The sequence below is a fragment of the Pseudomonas sp. SF2 genome (genome assembly GCF_036858055.1).
Lineage (GTDB): Bacteria > Pseudomonadota > Gammaproteobacteria > Pseudomonadales > Pseudomonadaceae > Aquipseudomonas.
Map to the genome: position 1 here is coordinate 150934 of NZ_JAMBDI010000004.1, position 18365 is coordinate 169298.

An 18365-nucleotide genomic window follows, 5' to 3' on the forward strand; every position below is an offset into this window, starting at 1 on the left:
CCTTAAAGTGAGTTTTGAGTTTTGAATTGCGCGAGGGTGAAGCCGTGGATCGCGGCCAGTGCGCGGACCTGCTGAACTTGCTCACGGCTGATATCGCCGTATGAGCCGTGCTGGCTCATGCCAGACAAGCCCATCAACACCGACTCGGCCATGCACGCATACAGCTGACCTTTTTTCAGGTAGGCCCGCACGTTGGGCGCCAGGCCGTCGTCGAACGGCGTCTGGACGATGCCGCCGTGCATGTAGAGCAGGTCTTCGCGTTGGCTCGGCAGGTCTTGATGGACGTTCAGCGGCACGGCGATATCGCAGATCACGCTGCGCTCGGCGAAATGTTCGGTGCCGAGGAATGGCTGAGGCGCATTGGCCGCACACAGGACAACCCGTGCGCCCTTGAGGGCGTCGAGATCGTTGGTGACCGTGATGAAAGCGTTCGCGCCAAGGCGCTCATCCACCAGACGGGCGATGTGCAAACCGAGGTCGGCTTTTTGCCCATGTGAGCGCAACAAGTCACAAAAACCATCAAGGGTCAGCAGTCGCTGCGCCAACCGGTCGTGTTCGGCCGTGCCCTTGAGGATCGAACGGGCCGCGTCGGCGTAAATCAGTTGGGCAGTTTTCTCCAGGCGCCGAACCGAGCCGTCACGACCGCTGCCAATCAGAATCAGGTGATCGACGGTGGCGGACAGCACCGAGGCATAGGTCGAGGCAACGTTACCGGCGGCACCGACAACGGCAGCGGTTTGCTCGCGCAGTGCCAGACCCTGCTGTACGCAGCCTTGCTCGATGGCTTCGAGCCCCATGCCGATGGTCAGGGCATTGCCGGACGTCAGCGCCATGTCGGCAATCTTCAGCGCCTGACAATTGTTGGTGACGATCGAGGTGTACATCCCAAGGCCAGCGATGCTGCAGCCATCGGCGCGGGCATCGGTGACGCGTCTGCCGACTTCTTCGCGAATGCTGTCCAGGTCACCGCTGAGGATGTACTCGGCCATGGCATCCGAATCCATGCACAGCGGGTACAACGTGAACTCCACCGCCATGCCGAGGCGCGACCGAATGGTCACCGGGCCGACTGGCGCAGCGCGGCGCTCAGGCTTGGTGCGGTTGATGAACGTGCGTTTTTGTTCCGGGCTCAGGGCTGCCAGCGAGGGATCGACGTCACCGAGGATATCGGCATCGATCAGGTGGTTGATGAACGCTACCCGAGCGACTACTTCGACCTTGGCCTCGTTGTTTTCAACGGGCTCGGCCACCCGAAAATCGTCCTGACGGGCTGGCACGGCGGGAATCGAGTCTGCGCAGATACCCGCCGCCAACGGCAACGCATCGCCACGGCGCAGCATGTCGCAGACCCGTTGCAGGGCACCGATCAGCCCGTCGATCTCGCTCAGGGTGATACAGGCTGGCGGCTCCAGGCGAATCACGTTGGAGTTGCTGCCCGACGGTGCTACCCGCAACGCTTCGAACTGCAACAGGTAACCGGCGATCAAGTAACCCAAGGCATCGTTGTACTGGGCCGACGCCTGTACCAGCGAGCTGCTGACACTCAAGTCGTGCAATTCCAAACCCACCAGCAAGCCACGCCCGCGCACATCGGCGATCACATCCGGATAGGCCATCTTCAGTTCATCGAGCGAGGCTTTGAGGTAGGCGCCCTTGCTGCGTATGTCTTTGAGCATCGCGTCATCATTGGCGAACAACCGGCGCAATGCCGACAGCGCGATATGGCAGGACGGATCGTCCTCGGCGAAGGTCGAGCTGTGGATGTAGCTGAACTCGCCTTCGTAGTGGCTGCTGCGGATCACCGTCGCGGCGATTTTCATCAAGCCGCCGCCGAGGGCCTTGGACAGGCAGTAATAGTCGCCTTGCAGGTTGAACTGGCTGCTGGCAAGAAACGTCCCGGCGCGACCAAAACCCGACTGCACTTCATCGACGATCAGCGGGCATTGTTGCTCGTTACACAGCTTGCGCAGCCCCAGGTAGAACTCGGCCGCGAACTCGTTGATGCCGCCTTCGCCCTGAATCGGTTCCATCAACACGGCGGTAATCGCACTGAACGGCAGTTGCAGCACGTTCAGGTGTTCGCCGTCCCATTGCAGGCTCAACCAATGGTGCCTGTGCCGGGCAGGCAATTCCTGCAACTGATGGGGCTGCTGTGGGTCGATGAACTCCACGTTCAGACCAAAACGGGCAAACGGCGCGCGGTACTGACGGCCATAGGTCAGTTGCACGGTATTGACCAATTTGCCGTGGAAGCTGCCGCGCAGGGCGACGAATACCGGTTCGATGTGCAACTGCGCCAGGTTGTGCTGGCGAACGGCTTCAACCAGCTGACGCAAGGTCACGCTGTTCAGGTTGGCCGGCAGGACACCTGCAGGCAGGTCGAGGTCGGCCACATCCAGCTCGCGGTAAGCGCGTTCGCTGGCGGTCAGGCTGGCCAGGGTGAAATCGATGTCATCGAACTGCTTTTGCAGGCTTTTCTGGCGACGGAACTCCGCGTGCTTGACGGCGATTTCCACCGCCTCCGCGCCACTGTTGGAGAAGGTCGAAATATAACGTTCGGTGTTCTTCAGTTCGCGATTGAAGGCGTCGCTGAGCTCTCGCCCCAATTGCCCGGCCGCACCGCGGATCGACATTTGTGCGTTGAACGGCACGTCGCTGCGTAGCAGCGCACATAGCTGATCGACAAACTGTGGGTCGTTGTGGCCGAACAGTGCCGCACCGTAACCGCCGAGAAAGTCGGTGACCGTGACCATGTCGCCCTTGCGGTTGCGGTAGAACAACTGGCTACCGAGGGCGCGCTGAAACTCACACTCCAGGCCCAGTGCCTGGAGCAGGCCGACGAATTTGGGCCGAACGAAATCGCGATAATCCATGACAGTCATATCCCTTGAAAGTAAAAAAGAGGCGGTAGTCAGCGGCAGTCCTGAGTGACCTTTGCGCTGTAGAGCACTTGATAGGCGGCGCTGAAGCCGTTGTCGTCGCGGTTCAGCACCAGGCAATGCGCAAGGTTCGCGGCGTGGGGTGCGCCCTGAATAAACGGCAGGTTCGCCACTGGCTGCTGCAAGCCGGCAATCGGCGGCACGCTTTGGGCCTGCAATGCGCAACGCGCAAGTATCAGATCCACCAGGCTCGGCGCCGCGCTGAGAATGCCGTTGATCGCCAACCCGCTGGTGATGTGCGAGGCGCGCGCAAGGGCCAGCGTCTGGCACAACACGCGGTCTTTGTGCGCATCGCCGGTGCCGCTGCACACCAACACATCGGTTGGGCTGTCGGGCAGGCTCAAGCGACCGAGGGTGGCATGGGCCGTCATCTCGGCGAGGCACGCCTGAGGACCGGCCGGCAGGTCTTCGCGCCGGCGCAACACCAATGCTGCCGCGCCCTCCCCGGCAATGCCGCCGGTGCCCCGAAGGTCAAACGGCAGCAGAGTGTTCGAGCCGTTGGCGCTGATGACACCCGCCTGGACCAACCCGGACAGCGCCAGGGCATCCAGCTCGCTGCCCGCACCGACAACGATTGCCGCGTCAATCCGGCCATCCTGCAAAGCGGCCGTAGCCTCACGCAAGGCTGCCAGGTTGCCGGCGACACCTTGCATATAGGCGTTGCACTCACCCACCAGTTTCAGCGCCAGGCTGGTGACACCCAGCAAGCAGTTGCTCAAGCCTTTGAGCACCAGAAAAGGGTCCTGGGCACGGTCTTGCAGGATCCGTTTGGCGAACGCCGCCATGTCGGCCACGCCGTCCTGCCGACAGCCGAGCAACAACTCGGCATAGGATTCCAGAGACGGATGGGTGTAGCCGCCCTGACAGCAATACAAACCGAAACGGACATCCGGCTGCTCACCGGCCAGGCCTGCTTCTTCCAACGCCTGACGTACCGCGCTGACACCCCAGATCACTGCCGGCGTGCAGTAACGCTGAAGGTTTTGCGCAAGGTCCTGTCGGCTGCGTTGGTGGTCCTGATCCTGAATTTGCCCGAACGCCACCACGCGTTCGCTGCTGAACCGTCGGGCGTTCAGCGCCGTAATTGCACTGCGCCCTTCGGTTGCGGCCGCCCAGAAAGACTCGACACCCCAGCCACTGGGCAACACGCAACCCGCACCGGCAATCGCGACCGCCTGTTTCATCGCGGCGCCTCCCGGTACTTGCCCAGCGCCAGCGAAGTGTTGAGGCCGCCGAAACCGAAGGAGTTGCTCAGGGCAACGTCGACCCTGCGCTTGACCGCTTGATGGGCGCAGTAGTCGAGGTCGCATTGTTCGTCGGCATCATGCAGGTTCAGGGTCGGCGTGACCCGATCATCCCGGCAGGCCAGGGCCGTGAGCATGAACTCCGGTGCTCCGGCGGCCGCAATCAGGTGGCCGAACTGGGATTTGTTGGCCGTCACCAGCAACCGCCGATAATGTTCGCGCTCGGCGAACAGGGTCTTGATCGCCAGGGTTTCGGCGGCATCGTTGAGGGGTGTCGACGTACCGTGGGCATTGATCAGATCGACCTGTTGCGGCGCCAGCCCGGCATCCGTCAGGGCCGCCTGCATCGCCAGCACCGCTCCCCGGCCCTGCGGGTCGGGTGCGGTGATTTTGTAGGCATCCAGGCTGCTGCCGAAACCCAGCACTTCGGCGTACGGCGTTGCCCCTCGGGCGAGCGCCCGTTCGAGGGTTTCGAGCACTACAAAACCACCGCCTTCACCCGCAATCAAGCCACTGCGATGGCGGTCGAACGGCCGACACAGTTCGGTACCCCAACGCTGTTCACTGCTGGCGGCGCCGAGCAGATACAGCGCGGTCATGGTGTCCAGGCTCAGCACCGAATCGGCGCCCCCGGCAATGGCCACCTCGACCTCGCCGCGACGGATCATCTGGAATGCATTGCCGATGGCCTGGGACGCTCCCGCGCAGGCGCTGCTGATATTGATCACCGGGCCTTCACTGCCGACGCCATCGGCAATCACCCGCGCAAGACGGTCGTTGCTCTGACACAGTGAACTGTCAGGATCGACCTGCGCCTGTCGCGCCATCAATTGAGCCCAGGACGGCGCCTGCGCCGGGTTATCCGCCAGGCTGAGCAGCATGTCCTGCAAACGATGAGCAGGTGCGCCGGACGCTGACAATACCGCCGCGCCACGCAACTGTTCGGGACTCAGGCCACTGTCGGCAATGGCTTGGGTGGCCGCGACCCAACCAAAGCGGGTGCGTTTTTCCAGCGACAACCCCCAGGCCGGATGGTCTTTCAAGTGTGCCGGCATCAAGCTCATGTCCACGGGCGCTGCGTAACGCACGGGGAACGCACCCGCCTCGACACCTTCCGGTTGCCATGGCCGAATGCAATGCTCGCCGGCCAACATTTTTTGCCACATGGACTGCCACTCGAAACCGAAGCCGGTGACGGCGCCCATGCCCGTGATCACGACCCGTGTGGGGCTCATGGGTAACTCTCCATTGTCTCTGTGTCCGACGACATTCTGGCCAGCAGCACCGCGCCCCAATGCCCGCCTCGGCTATGTTCGAGCAACAGCGTGTAACGGCTGCAATCCAGTGCCCAGGTCACAGCGATTTCGCTGAGCAAGGCGCTGGCGCCCAAGTCACCTACCAACGCCTTGGAGTGTTCGAGGGTGTGCCCCGATCGGGCAAACAACGCGGCAATCTGCGGATCCTGTGCATCGGCGACGACTTGCCCGACATCGCTGAGGCACAGTTCTTCGTTGCTCAAAGCACGCTCAATGACGTCGCGACCAACCGCCAGTCCACGCTCGGGTTGCGCGCTGTAACCACGGGCAAACCCGGCAATACGCAACGCAGACTGAGCACCGCTGCCCGGATTGGTCGTCAGCAACAGTGCCGCAGCACCTTCGCCGAAAACCCACGGGCCGGGGTTCACAGGTGGGTGAGTAGCGTCACGCAGGTACAACGCCGGGGTGATGTTCGGACTGCTACTGACGACGACGGCAGCATCGGCACGGCCTTCGCTCAGATGGGCGGCGGCCTCCATCAAAGCATCCAGCCCCGCATTGCCCTGGGAGCAAAAACCGCCCATGGGTCCCTTGCAACGCAAGGCCTCAGCGGCGTGGGCCATGACGCTGCTGTTGAGCATCATCAGCGCATGCAGCGGCGGTGTGTGGGCAAAGAATTGCGCCAACAGATCCGCCGGTTGTGCGCCAATGGCCTGCACTGCATCCCAGCACGAGCTGGGGCCATCCACTTCCGGAATGGCAGCGATCAATGCGATCCGCTCGTCGGGCAGTTCCAGCCCACGCAAGGTCTCGGCGAGACGGCCGGCGCAATACAGCAGGCGCGCGCCCTGAGGCTCGAGGCTGCGGGACAGCTTGCGGTCGTACACACCAGCCGGCAAGGCGGGCGCTGCGACACAATGGGCCAGGCGTGCCGGGTCGAAATCCAGCGGTTGCGCGGCCGGAGGTTGACTGTCACGGGACGCACATTCAGTACCGGCGGCGTTGAGTACCGACGCAGCGGTGATATAAACAGCGGTTGAATTGGATCTGATCATGTCATGCCCTGCCCAGCACCAACGAACTGTTCACGCCACCAAACCCGAAGGAGTTGGAGAGCACGACATTGATCGGTTGCTGCAACGGTTCGCAAAGGAATTTCAACTCTGGAAATTCGGATTTTTCCGGCTGGAAATTGAGGGTCGGCAAGGCCACGCCCAACTGAATGCTCATCAACGACAGCACCGCCTCAATGGCACCACTGCCGGCCAACGAATGCCCTACGGCAGATTTGTTGGCGGTGAACGTCATCTGCTCCAGGGTTTCGCCGAAGACCTGCGCCAGGCCCAGGGCCTCGCAACGGTCATTGGCCTGTGTCGACGTACCGTGAACATTCACATGGTCCACAGCCGCACTGGTCAGTTCGGCATCGGCCAGGGCCGCCGTCATGCAGGCGGCATACTTGCTGCCGTCGCGGCTGCTGGAGGTGATCTTCTCTGCCTCGCACAGATTCGCGTAACCCAGCACCCGGCCCAGCGAACAGGCCTGACGACGCTCGGCATGCTCGCGGGATTCCAGCACCAACAGCGCCGCCCCTTCACTCAGCACAAAACCGCAACGGTCCGGCATGAACGGCCGGCTCTGTTCTTGTGGGGAAAAGTCCACTCGCTGGCAGAGTGCGCCCAGCCCATCAAAGCTGTAGTAGGACAATTCATGGGCCATCAACTCCACCGCGCCACACAACGCCAGGTCGATCTCGCCACGGGCGATCGCTCGATAGGCGCTGCCGATGGCCATGGTGCCGGCGGCACAGGCATCGGAATGTGTGGAGATATGGTCACGTACACCCAGCCATTCGGCGAGATGGCGGGTTTGCTGATCAACCCGCCGGGCAAACGCCCCACCGCTGAGGGTGTGGTTATCCAGGTACTGGTCGAGATCGACCCGCCCCTGATCGTCCATGTAACGGCTGGCGTCCCGCAAATCACCGCTCGCGCAATATTTGTTGGCCCCAACGAAAATGCCGCTGGCGACTCGGGCAAATGCACCATCGGCCAACCCGGCATGGGCCAGCGCCTGACGGGCCACGTAATGCGAGAGCCATTCCTGGCGGGAGGTGGTCTGCAGATCGCCCGGAAAGGCCGCCGCGATGACCTGCCATTGTTGCTCATCGATAAATCCGGCCGCCGGGTTCGCAAACCCCAGTTCGACAAACGCCGGGTGCTGGCGAATGCAGGAACGGTTTTCGCAGATCGTCGTGAACAGCGAGGCCGCATCCAGTGCCGTGGGAGCCACCAGGCCATAGCCGGTGACCAGAACCTCTCTGGCCTGCATCAAGGCAACCCCTACGCCGAAGCCTTCAACTGGGTGGCCGCGTACTGCTCAACCAACAGACGCGAGATCGAGTCACCGTCCAGAGGGGTCAGGCGAGCACTGCAACCGCCACACACCACTTGTTTGCGTTCATTGAGTAGGGCATGAACCGCGCCACACTCCGGGCAGGTCTCGGGGAGGTAGTTGAAAACGTTATGGCACTGCTGCGCCCAGTTACGCACGGTGGTGGCCGAGAAGACATCGCCCGGCTGCATGCCCGCGTGCAACTGGCCCGGCGCATAAGCGCTGAGGCTGTGCTCCAGCAAGGCCACGCCGTCCTGCGTGATTCGGCCATTTTCGACAAACCGGCTGGCGTCGCCGAACACCGCTACCGCGTGATCCAGCACGCTGGTTTTCGGCAAGGTGCAACCGTACTGACGGCCCAGCTGGAAGCTCAGGTCGACGATGTCCAGCGAGTCGGCGCCGAGGTCGTCAACGATACTGCTGTGCTCTGCCACGTCGCCCCTATCCAACACCAGCAACTGCGCAAGAATCTCCTGTGTACTGCTGATAACGCTGTCCAATTCCAACGGATTGTTCATTGATTGCTTCCCTACAAAAGCCGCATTGAATGAATAAAGTCATCGGGCCAAAAAAGCTGTTTTCAGGCCAGGTCTATCGAGGGCCGGGAGTCTAAAGTCTCCCCCTAAGGGGAGAGTCAACGTGCCATCGTTCAGTAGGTTATTGCCGCGTTCACTGGCTTGCCGAACAGGTGATAACCCCCCACCGCAAAGCCGGCCAGAGGCAACAGCCAGATGGCCCAGCGGTGGGTTGCACGCCATTGGGTCGCGTGATCGAGGGAGAGCAGAAACAGCGCGGATGCCGATCCCGCAAGAAGCGCTACGGCGCTGGCCATTTCCGACCAGGGCATGCGTGGAAACATCAGCCACGCAGCTAGCCAGCCGGCGACCAGGGTCAGCGGCAAGCCGATCGTCAGCGCTATTACTGCGTCCGTGGCGCGGCGAGCCCAAAGGCGGCAGAAGTGATCTTAGGTCAACAGTTGAGGTAATTAACCTGCAAGGCCGCTGCGCATCGGGCGATGCCAGCCCAATGCCCTCGACATCGACCGCGAGCATCGTCGTGGATTTGACCTGTGCTTGGCTTTTATCAAGTCGAACTGGCGGTGGCAGCGTAAGTTGCCAATAACCATTGGCCGGCTACGGACAAGAATCATGAACCGCCCCGCTCCCTCACGCTTTCGCCTGTATGACGAACAAGATCTCGATAGCGTGCTGCGTACAATGGCGTATCAGGCCCTGGCGCTGATGCCTGCGCAACCCTTGGTACTGGTGGGAATTCAACGCCGAGGTGAGCCTTTGGCGCGTCGCCTGCAACTGCACTTGCAACAACTGACCGGTGGTGCCGCGCCACTGCCGCTCTACCCGATCAAGGTCAAGCGCTACGCCGACGACCTCAGCCTCCTGCATGCCCATACGCAGCTCACCGAGAACCCTGAACTGGCCAACCTGAATCTGGCCGACACCACCTTGCTGGTGGTCGATGACGTGCTGTACGAAGGGCACTCCCTGCTGCGCACCAGCGCTTACCTGGCTGAGCTTGGGGCGCGACGGGTACTCAGCGCGGTGCTCGTCGACCGTCACGCCTGCCGGCAACCCGTGCATGCACATATCGTGGGTATACACCTGCAAGTCGCCGAGCAGGACATCGTCGAATGTCATGTGCCGCCTTTCGAAGCGGATTTCAGCGTGGAAGTGATTCGCCACGGCCGAGCCGGCGATACCGCCTGAATCAACCCGCTGACGGGGGCCTGACTGTCAGAATGCTGCACGGGGCATGATTGACGAGCCGTTCGGTAGTATCGCCGATCAGCTTGGCCCAACGTCTGGGCTGCACCACGCCGACCACCACCACATCGATCTTCAGCGTGGGAACGAGAGACTGAATAACGCGCAGCGGCGCACCTTCGATAAAGTAGCGCTGCGCATAGGGAATGCCATGGATATCGGCCAGTTCATCGAATGGTAGCTGGAGTGACTCGCGCACCTGCTCCGCCCATGGCGCTGCAAGGTCGGGATTGGCCAGCATGGCCAACGGCAGATCGTAGACCGACAGCAGATGGACCTGGCCGTTGCATGGGCTCGCCAGTTGCCGGCCTGCTTCCACCAGCGCATGGTTCAGCGCTTGCTGCGCAAGGTCCGTCTTGGCCACATCCACGGCCACCAGTATGTTCGCGGGCATGGGCATGGCCCTGGCCTCGGCAGGTACGAGCAGCAATGGCACCTGACTGGTATGCAGCAACACATGGTCAACCGAGGATTTGTCGTTCAGGCCAAGTACCGGACTGGCGGGGAGCCCCTTGATCACCAATTCAGGCGCAAAGCGAGCAATACACGCCGGTACGAGGTCACGCGCCGTGGAGGTTTCCAGCGCTTCGAAGGTGGTGTGCAACCCTGCGGGCGCCTGCTCGTCGAGCAAAGCCTTGAGCCCGGCACTGAAGTGCGCGAACGCGGCTGAAGGTTGTGAAGCTTGCTGCCCTGGCTCGGGCAGGCCAGGTTCAGTGGGGGTGTGGATGCCCAGTACGTGCAAGAAGGCACCTGAGGCGTGAGCCAATGCCATGGCCCGATGCATCGCGGCATGGGCCTGGACCTTGGTCATGACCAGAAGAATCCGGCGGTACAGGCTCATCAGCCACCTCCTGGCGCGAATATGGGGTGCCGCACCGCTGTCATTATCGAAGCTGCCGCTCAGCCAATCTTGATAAATATCAAGGCCATCAAGCCCCACTGCGTCACCCTTGGCCTGTACCGGTGGGCCTTCATCGAGGCTGCCATCGCCGTGGAGGCCATCATGAACGCTTACTCGCGACTGCTACTTATCTGCCATCCAGATCTGCACCCCTCGCCTGCCCTGACGCGTGCTCAGGCGCTGGCCAGTATGACAGGCGCCACCTTGCACCTGGTGGTGCTCAGTCAACTGCCCTCACGCCTGGCCACCCTGGACCAGGTGCTGCGCAGCAATGCCCGCAAGCAGGACGCCGAGCACCGCAAGGCCTGGCTCGCGGACCAGGTGAAGGCGCTGGGCGAACTGGGCATTACCGCCTACGCCGAGACACTGGACGATGAAGACCCGCTCAAGGACTTGATCCGGCTGGCCCAACTGCACCGGGTGGAGATGATGATCAAGGACATCAGGCACGAAACCGCCTTGAGCCGTGCCCTGCTCACCCCCTTGGACTGGCAACTGCTGCGCCGTTGCCCGATCCCGATGCACCTGGTGGCCCAGGCTGAATCCAGGCTGCCAGCGCGCATACTTGTCGCCGTGGATCTTGTCGAGCACGACCCGGTGATAGACAGGCTCAACGACCACATCCTGCAATCGGCACAGGCACTGGCACAGCGATGCAAGGCGCAACTGCATCTGCTGCAGGCCTATGAACCCAGCACCAGCTTCGTTGCCTATGCCGCCGCACCCGTGGCCTGGACTGACAAGCTGATAGAGGAAATATCTGGTCGCGCGCGCGAGCGCATGGCGACGTTCGGCGGCCGTTACGGCATCAAGGCAGATCATCTGCACCTGGTGCGAGGTGCTGCCCGTAACGTGGTCAGCGACTACGCGAACCAGCATGGCTTCGATGTGGTGGTGATGGGTACGCTCTACCACGAGGGGGTGAGCAAGGTCGTTGGCAGTACTACAGAGCAAACCCTGTACAAGGTTCACTCCAGCATTCTGGCGATCCACGGTTGAGCGATCAGCCGTCTGGCTTCACGCCCTCCAGTTTGTCGCTGTGGCTTTTCTGGTACTTGTCCATTGGCATACTCTCGGTGCAGATTTAGGTGCGCAGGCCTTGGCATGCTCTGGCCTGCCCAGTGTCCGACTGCTGGCTATGCTCGACTTGATAAACGTCAAACCCCACAGTCCAACGCAGCTTATGTTGCTATGTACGACCAATGGAGCGCAGGGCATGAATGACACACCGCCGTTACTGTTCGCCCTGCGAGGCAGCCAGGCCTATGGGAATGCCGTGGCGCAACGCCTGGGCCGGACACTGTCAGCACATGAAGAGCGCGACTACGAGGACGGAGAACACAAGTGCTGGCCTGGCGAATCGGTCGACGGTCGAGCGGTCATCGTCTTTCACTCGCTCTATGGCGATGCGCACCACAGCGCACACGACAAGCTATGCCAGTTGCTGTTCTTCTGTGGTGCGCTCAAGGACGCCGGTGCAAGCCAGGTGACGGCAGTCACGCCTTACCTGTGTTATGGCCGCAAGGACCGCAAGGTAGAGTTTCAGGATGCGACCATCACCCGCCATGTGGCTTGCCTGATGGAAAGCTGCGGCGTCGACCGCGTGGTGGCGCTGGACGTACACAATCCCAGCGCCTTCGACAACGCCTACCGAATCCCCAGCTGGAACCTGCAATGCACCGCGCTATTCGCCCAACACCTGGCCCCGCTGCTCGGTGAACAGACAGTCACGGTCGTGTCGCCGGATATTGGCGGCATCAAACGCGCCGAGCAGTTTCGCCAGGTTCTGGCGGACCTGCTGGGACGCCCGGTATCTGTGGCCATGATGGAAAAGCACCGCCAGCAGGCGGGCCTGAGCGGCGAACACCTGGTGGGTGACGTGGCAGGCAGCACTGTCATCATGTTCGACGACCTGATCAGCACGGGGCAGACACTGCTGCGCGCTGCCCAGGCCTGCCGGAAGGCCGGAGCCAGGCGCATGCTGGCCGCTGCCACCCATGGCCTGTTCACCACTGGTGGCGAGCTATTCGACAGCGGTGTGTTCGAACGGGTACTGGTTGCCGACAGCATCGCGCCCTTTCGCCTGCCCGTGCGATGCCTGCAGCAGCTGGATATCGTCGATACCAGTGCCCTGGTCGCCGAGTTGCTTGCCAACCGCCGGGGCTGCGGCGCATGACCCCGACGCATGGCCCTACACCGCCAGGATACTGCAGGATATCTGGTACAACACATGCTCCGTGCTGCTGCCAAACAGTCGGTCCAGCCCCCTGGCGGTCCAGCAGGAAGTGCCTGCGTTCGGCCGGCGCACCGTAGCGGTCGGCCAGCGCCTTGAAATCGGCGACCGGTGCCACAAGTGAACGGCTTGCGAAGGTCACCAGGGGCAGTTGGTGGGAGCACCGTTCCACTGAAATACGAGGAGGGAGCGTCCATGCTCCTGAACGCGGTCGGGTCGCTCATTTGCTGCTTGTGATGGGAATCACTTTTTCAGGGTGAATCGCTTCGGCGCGCTTGGGCAAGTGCACCAGCAGCACGCCCTTGGCAAACTGGGCCGTGATCTTTTCAGCGTCGACTTCACGGGGCAACTGGAAGACCCGCTCGAAGCTGCCGTAGTGGCGCTCCGACAGGTGGTATTCCTTGCGCTTTTCGTCGACTTCTTCCTGCTTCTCGCCGCGGATCACAACGCTGCCATTGACCAGCTTGATCTCGATGTCCTTGTCGTCCACACCAGGCAGTTCGGCGCTGATGCAAAACTCATCGGCCAGTTCGCTGATATCCATCGCCGGCATGCCATGGCTGAACAGCTCACGGCGCCAGAATGGCTCGACATCGAACGGCGTGTGGCTGAACGGCATGCGTAGTGGCCGGCGCCCGAAATCGTCGAACAAACTGTCGATCTGTCGCCGCAACTGCTGGAATGGACGCCACAAGTCCGATGGCTCGGTGCTTGGTGGCGAAGCCTTTGTGGGCTGGGTGGCAGCGGGTGTGACAGGTACTTTCTTGGCTGTTTCGGACATGACGACCTCCTCGAATGAGTAATGCCTCACTGGGTGACACCTCGATCTTGCGCTGGCAGGCAAGCGCACGTTTGACCTTTATCAATCAGGATGCGGCCACCATCATCTGTCGGTTTGATCCTGATCAAAGTGTTGCCATCGCAGGGGCTTAGCTTATATGGAGCGTGGCCCGCCCAAACCTGTTCGAGGCGCATATGGACGAGGATCACAGTGAATGTGTCCGTTTGCTGGAAACATTGCCGGGGCCCGGCATACAGTACCTTCGCCTGATGCTGTGCAACCCGCAACGCAGCGAGGCGATGCCAGGCCAGTATTGCCAACTGGCGAATCAAACCCAGCGCTGGACCTGCAACTACATCAGCATGCCTGGCGCAGCGGGTCGGTTCATGGTCGCCACCCGCAGCCTCCTGACATTGCAGGTCGGAGATCTGCTGGAGTACTCAGGGCCTCTGGGCAGCGCCTGGCCGGTGCCCTTGCAGAGTGTGCGACTGCTGGCTATCACTCACGGCGAGGGGGTTTTGGCGCTACTTTGCACACTGGATGAGGTTCGCTGTTGGCTACCTTGGGTAGAGGTGAGGCTGTTGCACGAAAGCTTTGAGCAGGAGCACCTGCCCGCCGAATGTCAGCCATGGATCTCAGCGTTTACCTCGGTGCCACGCAACAGCAGAAGCGTTTGGATTCAACTGACTGAACAGCTGGAGGATTTCAAGCCGGACACTGTCTACTGCTGCGCGCCGTCCTTGGTGGCAAGGCATGCCGCGCGCATCTGTTGGCAAAAAGGGGTCCCGATACAGCGTATCTGGTTGCGGGCAGACCATGTGTCGCGTCCATCCTGGAGTTGTCAATTTCCTCTGAATGGGCCTGTGCAACGTTATGACAGGATTCTCGAGGCCCTCAATTCGGCTCCTCCATCCGACCGAGCTTGAGCAGGCCTTGTTGATCGATGAGTCGGACCTCCCGGCCAACACATTGCAGGAGCCCAGCCTGATTGAACCGGCTGAACAGCCGGGAGACAGTTCTTCAGGGCCTGACATGACGATGTCTGCGCTTCTTCTTGCGGGCTCTATGAACGCTAGCCGCTTCGCCCGAAGTTTCTGAGGCAACTGACCAAGGGGCATGGTTGTGCCCTACTAAAGCTTGATCGAGATCAAGTCAGGCCAATGTGCTGCCCTCATGCTCGACGTGGACAGCCTTCAACCCGTTTTTCTACCTGAAGGCCCCTGTGGTTTGCCGGCCGTCGAAGCGGGTGAGGCGCTTACTGAGCGACTACCGCATCAGTGAGCCCTGTCGTTGAGCATGACTGGCAACCTTATAAGTCTGCATTGTCTGGTAACGTGAAGAGGATTTGTCATGAATACCTTACTGAACGAACTTCACGCCTATCATCATGACATGGCCAACAAGATAAGCCAGATCAGGAAATTGCTGAAAAAGCTAAAGCATGAGCCCGATGGTACTGATGACTGTAAGCTTTTGTTCGAGATGTTGGAGGCCTTGCACAGTAATGCAGAGCGGCACCACCATGAGAATGAAGAAATCATTCGGCGAGCCTTGCTAGCCACGGAGGCGCCGATCCACCCGCGGATCCTGGATATCGAGCGAGATCACCAGGCATTTGCGCGCATTGCTGGGCAATTGAATACATTAGCGGCTACAACAAAAAACACGAAAGTAATCGCTGACACTGTTGATGACTACATCGAAAAATATTACGACCACATGGAGTCGGAGGAAAACATATTCTTTCCAGCTGCAGACAAATGGCTTTCAAACAGTCAATGGCTGGAAATAAAACATCAATGGCACTAACTGGAGTGCACATTCAAGCGTCCAACCGCCCCATCTCCATCACACGAGGATACTGCCATGGCTCCTGCTGATACTTCCCGTCAATATACCGCGCCCTCGTTTCCCAAGCCCGCGGGCGAACATTGGATCGAAGCCCTCGACAATGGCACCCATGTACTGATCAGGCCGCTGCAAGCCAAGGACCGGGAGCGCGAGAGGGCCTTCATCGAACGGCTGTCACCGCAGTCGCGGCATTTTCGCTTCCTGTGCCAGATCAAGGAGCCCGGTGAGGCGATGCTCGACCAGTTGATGGCGGTCGACCAGGACCGACAAGCCGCCTATGTCGCCCTCGCCCATGTGGACGGCGAGCTGCAGGAGGTGGGCATATCGCGTTATGCCGCCATTGCCGGCAAGGATGAATGCGAATGCGCCGTGACGGTGCTCGACAGCTGGCAGCACCATGGCCTGGGCCGCCTGCTGCTCAAGCACCTGACCGATCATGCCCGGGCAAAGGGCCTGCGGCAGATGCACTCGATCGACTCAGCCGCCAACCTGGCGATGCGCGACCTGGCCAAGGCGGCAGGATTCACCACCAGCACCGATCCGGATGATCCGGCCCAGGTCATCCATCGCCTCAACCTGACCTGAAGCGCCGTTGCGCCAGCGCCTGGGGCAGCCACCGTGCTGCCCCGCCGCTTCAAGCCTCACGACCTCCGGCCATATCCGCACGAGGAGGGTATCCATGAACAGTAACTCGCGGAAACTGATGGAAAAGCTCTACGGCAAGCAATGCCAGGTCGACAGCGCTGAGATCGCCCCCCTGCTGCATCAATTCGCCGAACCCTTGCCCGACCTGAACTCCCCCGCATTCGCTGCGCTGTTCGACCGCTACGCCGACGCCCGTGTAGTGATGCTGGGCGAGGCAAGCCATGGCACCAGCGAGTTCTATCGCGCCCGTGCAGCAATTACCCGGCGTCTGATCGAACAACACGGATTCAACATCGTGGCCGTCGAAGCCGACTGGCCGGATGCCGGACACGTCGACCAGTACGTGCGGGGCTTGGCCCATTCGGCATGGAAGCGCCATATTTTCAGCCGTTTCCCAACCTGGATGTGGCGCAACAGCGAGGTCAAGGCATTCTCCCACTGGCTGCATGGACACAATCGCCTGCTGGCCGTCGAGCGCCGCGTCGAGTTTAGAGGCCTGGACGTCTACAGCCTGCGCAACTCCATTCATGAAGTGCTGGCCTTTCTGGACCGGGCAGATCCGCACCTGGCTCGCGAAGCGCGCCGCCGTTATGGTTGCCTGACGCCCTGGCAGGATGACCCGGCCCTGTACGGCCACTTCGTCGAACGCGGTGGCGTCATGCCGTGCGAGCAGCCTGTGGTTGAACAGCTGAATGTGATGCTGGCCGAACAACTGTCGGGCCTGATCCGCAACGATGAAGCGTTCTTCAATGCCACCCAGAACGCACGGGTGATCATCGCTGCGGAGCAATATTACCGCGCGATCTACCGAGGCTCGACTGCCTCCTGGAACCTGCGCGACCGGCATATGTTCGATACCCTGCGCGCACTGCTGGAACATCGCGGGCCACACGCCAAAGCCGTGGTCTGGGCACACAACTCCCACATCGGCAACGCAGATGCCACGGAAATGGGCTGGAAAGGCCAGTTCAACATCGGTCAGCTGTGCCGCAACGCCTTTGGCCGGGAGGCCGTGCTGATCGGCATGGCCACTGATCGCGGTCAAGTGGCCGCCGCCAGTGACTGGGATGGCGACATGCTGATCAAGGACATCCGCCCTTCGCGGTCGGACAGCTGGGAGCACCAGTTCCGCCTGGCAGGCGTACCGGCTTCCTTGACCGACTGGCGAGACCCACAGCGCAAGGAGTTGCGTCGCATCTTGTCCATGCCACTGCTCGAGCGCGCGATCGGCGTCATCTACCGACCGGAGAGCGAACGGCTGAGCCATTACTTCGAAGCAGTGCTGGCCGAGCAATTCGATGCCATGCTCTGGATCGAACAGACCCAGCCGGTCAACGCCCTGCCTCTGCCGAAACAACAGCATCTCGAGCCGGAAGACGAAACCTATCCGTTCGGCGTCTGAATATCCGGCCTGCAAGCCTCAGGGGGAAGAGGCTTGGGGGCCGCGACTGGCGAGCATGTCCACCACATACTGGCTTCTGCCGCTCAGCCGGCCGCTGCCATGGGCAAAAATGACCAAGGCACGGGTGTCGGTAGGTAACCGTAGGTCGGCCAGCATTCTACGCCCGGCCATTTCATCGAACGCAGCTGCACCTCAGTCATCTTCAGCCTCCCCGGCACGCACCCTGGAGGACTCCGCGAACCCGGCCTTGTCCATAAGCGCGATGACTTCTTCGTCCGAAGTCTGGGGAAAGTCCTGGTACCAGTAGCCGACCGAAACCATCCGCTCAGGCACCAGCGGGCAGACCACCTCGTCCACTTCGCCCCACATGGCCTCCAGCGTTTCCGGTGGCGCGACTGGCACCGCGACCACGATACGCACAGGCGACAACGCCCGTGTCGCCTGAATGGCCGCCATCATCGAGGCTCCGGTTGCCAGGCCATCATCAACCAGTATTACGGTCTGGTCCTTGAGCCGAAGCGGTGGTCGGGTACCTCGATAGGTGCGCTCGCGACGTATCAGTTCCTGGGTTTCCCTGACAACCACGCTTTCCAGCAAGGTGCGATCGACCGGATAAGCCCGCAGCGCATCGTCGTTGAGAATCTTCACCCCACCCCCGGCGATCGCACCCATGGCATATTCAGGGTGCGATGGTATTCCAAGCTTGCGCACTACCAGCAGGTCCAGGCGAACCTTGAGGGCGGTAGCGACCTCGTAAGCCACCGGCACGCCGCCTCGTGGCAAGGCGAGCACGATCACATCAGACCGTCCGGCATATCGGCTCAACAACGCCACCAGGCAGCGACCGGCTTCAGCACGGTCGGGGTACAGGGTGCGACGAGCAAGATCATGCGACATGCAAACCTCCCGCGCCGCGACGGGCGCCTGTCGTTTCA

General features: G+C 61.4%; 17 protein-coding genes and 1 pseudogene. 7 read left to right on the plus strand and 11 right to left on the minus strand.

The genetic code is table 11. From position 1 onward, the window contains the following. Positions 1-2: 2 nt before the first annotated feature. From M2S36_RS01970 to M2S36_RS02000, 7 genes are all read right to left on the minus strand, one after another. Positions 3-2873: an aminotransferase class III-fold pyridoxal phosphate-dependent enzyme gene (locus tag M2S36_RS01970; RefSeq protein ID WP_207837174.1), complete on the minus strand. Its 2871-nt coding sequence runs from the start codon at positions 2871-2873 to the stop codon at positions 3-5. Positions 2874-2911: 38 nt separating this feature from the next. Further along, positions 2912-4123, minus strand: a complete 1212-nt coding sequence (locus M2S36_RS01975; RefSeq protein ID WP_207837167.1) for a beta-ketoacyl synthase N-terminal-like domain-containing protein — start codon at positions 4121-4123, stop codon at positions 2912-2914. Next, on the minus strand, positions 4120-5418 hold the full coding sequence (locus M2S36_RS01980; RefSeq protein WP_207837164.1) for a beta-ketoacyl-[acyl-carrier-protein] synthase family protein: 1299 nt from the start codon (positions 5416-5418) through the stop codon (positions 4120-4122). The genes M2S36_RS01975 and M2S36_RS01980 overlap by 4 nt, the downstream gene beginning before the upstream one ends. Beyond that, positions 5415-6329, minus strand: a complete 915-nt coding sequence (locus M2S36_RS01985) for a beta-ketoacyl synthase (protein ID WP_233687513.1) — start codon at positions 6327-6329, stop codon at positions 5415-5417. Before M2S36_RS01985 ends, M2S36_RS01980 begins: the two co-directional genes overlap by 4 nt. A 169-nt stretch (positions 6330-6498) precedes the next feature. After that, positions 6499-7773 carry a beta-ketoacyl-[acyl-carrier-protein] synthase family protein gene (locus M2S36_RS01990; protein ID WP_233687445.1) on the minus strand — a complete coding sequence of 425 codons (1275 nt, stop codon included), beginning with the start codon at positions 7771-7773 and terminating at the stop codon, positions 6499-6501. 11 nt (positions 7774-7784) lie between these two features. Then, a complete protein-coding gene (locus M2S36_RS01995) occupies positions 7785-8354 on the minus strand; it encodes an acyl carrier protein (RefSeq protein WP_207837158.1) in 570 nt (189 codons plus the stop codon). A 131-nt stretch (positions 8355-8485) separates the two neighbouring features. Next, positions 8486-8737: a hypothetical protein gene (locus M2S36_RS02000; protein ID WP_416774591.1), complete on the minus strand. Its 252-nt coding sequence runs from the start codon at positions 8735-8737 to the stop codon at positions 8486-8488. 247 nt (positions 8738-8984) lie between these two features. Between M2S36_RS02000 and M2S36_RS02005 the strand changes: the two genes are divergently transcribed. Further along, the gene (locus M2S36_RS02005) at positions 8985-9560 is read left to right on the plus strand and encodes a phosphoribosyltransferase family protein (RefSeq protein ID WP_233687446.1); all 576 of its coding nucleotides are present in this window, start codon (positions 8985-8987) and stop codon (positions 9558-9560) included. Position 9561: 1 nt separating this feature from the next. Here the strand turns inward: M2S36_RS02005 and M2S36_RS02010 are convergent, their stop codons facing one another. Continuing rightward, entirely contained in the window at positions 9562-10458 is an 897-nt protein-coding gene (locus tag M2S36_RS02010) for a universal stress protein (RefSeq protein ID WP_333956630.1), read from the minus strand. Positions 10459-10527: 69 nt separating this feature from the next. Between M2S36_RS02010 and M2S36_RS02015 the strand changes: the two genes are divergently transcribed. Both M2S36_RS02015 and M2S36_RS02020 read left to right on the plus strand, forming a co-directional pair. After that, positions 10528-11517, plus strand: coding sequence for a universal stress protein (locus tag M2S36_RS02015; RefSeq protein WP_333956631.1), 990 nt, complete (start codon positions 10528-10530; stop codon positions 11515-11517). 217 nt (positions 11518-11734) lie between these two features. Further along, positions 11735-12694 carry a ribose-phosphate diphosphokinase gene (locus M2S36_RS02020; protein ID WP_333956632.1) on the plus strand — a complete coding sequence of 320 codons (960 nt, stop codon included), beginning with the start codon at positions 11735-11737 and terminating at the stop codon, positions 12692-12694. A gap of 277 nt (positions 12695-12971) precedes the next feature. Here M2S36_RS02020 and M2S36_RS02030 read toward each other — a convergent pair whose 3' ends face one another. Beyond that, a complete protein-coding gene (locus tag M2S36_RS02030; protein ID WP_233687449.1) occupies positions 12972-13532 on the minus strand; it encodes an Hsp20/alpha crystallin family protein in 561 nt (186 codons plus the stop codon). A gap of 194 nt (positions 13533-13726) precedes the next feature. On the opposite strand from M2S36_RS02030, the gene M2S36_RS02035 reads away from it, so the two are divergent. Continuing rightward, the gene (locus M2S36_RS02035; protein WP_233694215.1) at positions 13727-14458 is read left to right on the plus strand and encodes a hypothetical protein; all 732 of its coding nucleotides are present in this window, start codon (positions 13727-13729) and stop codon (positions 14456-14458) included. Here M2S36_RS02035 and M2S36_RS02040 read toward each other — a convergent pair. Next, a pseudogene (locus tag M2S36_RS02040) lies at positions 14427-14549 on the minus strand (transcriptional regulator FNR); the annotation flags it as partial. The gene M2S36_RS02035 and the pseudogene M2S36_RS02040 overlap by 32 nt on opposite strands. 333 nt (positions 14550-14882) lie before the next feature. On the opposite strand from M2S36_RS02040, the gene M2S36_RS02045 reads away from it, so the two are divergent. From M2S36_RS02045 to M2S36_RS02055, 3 genes are all read left to right on the plus strand, one after another. Continuing rightward, positions 14883-15341: a hemerythrin domain-containing protein gene (locus M2S36_RS02045; protein ID WP_233687451.1), complete on the plus strand. Its 459-nt coding sequence runs from the start codon at positions 14883-14885 to the stop codon at positions 15339-15341. 57 nt (positions 15342-15398) lie between these two features. After that, positions 15399-15968 carry a GNAT family N-acetyltransferase gene (locus M2S36_RS02050; protein WP_333956633.1) on the plus strand — a complete coding sequence of 190 codons (570 nt, stop codon included), beginning with the start codon at positions 15399-15401 and terminating at the stop codon, positions 15966-15968. A 94-nt stretch (positions 15969-16062) separates the two neighbouring features. Next, positions 16063-17430, plus strand: a complete 1368-nt coding sequence (locus M2S36_RS02055) for an erythromycin esterase family protein (protein ID WP_207837093.1) — start codon at positions 16063-16065, stop codon at positions 17428-17430. Positions 17431-17622: 192 nt separating this feature from the next. On the opposite strand, the gene M2S36_RS02060 is transcribed toward M2S36_RS02055, so the two are convergent. Beyond that, positions 17623-18327: a phosphoribosyltransferase gene (locus M2S36_RS02060; protein WP_207837088.1), complete on the minus strand. Its 705-nt coding sequence runs from the start codon at positions 18325-18327 to the stop codon at positions 17623-17625. Positions 18328-18365: the final 38 nt, after the last annotated feature.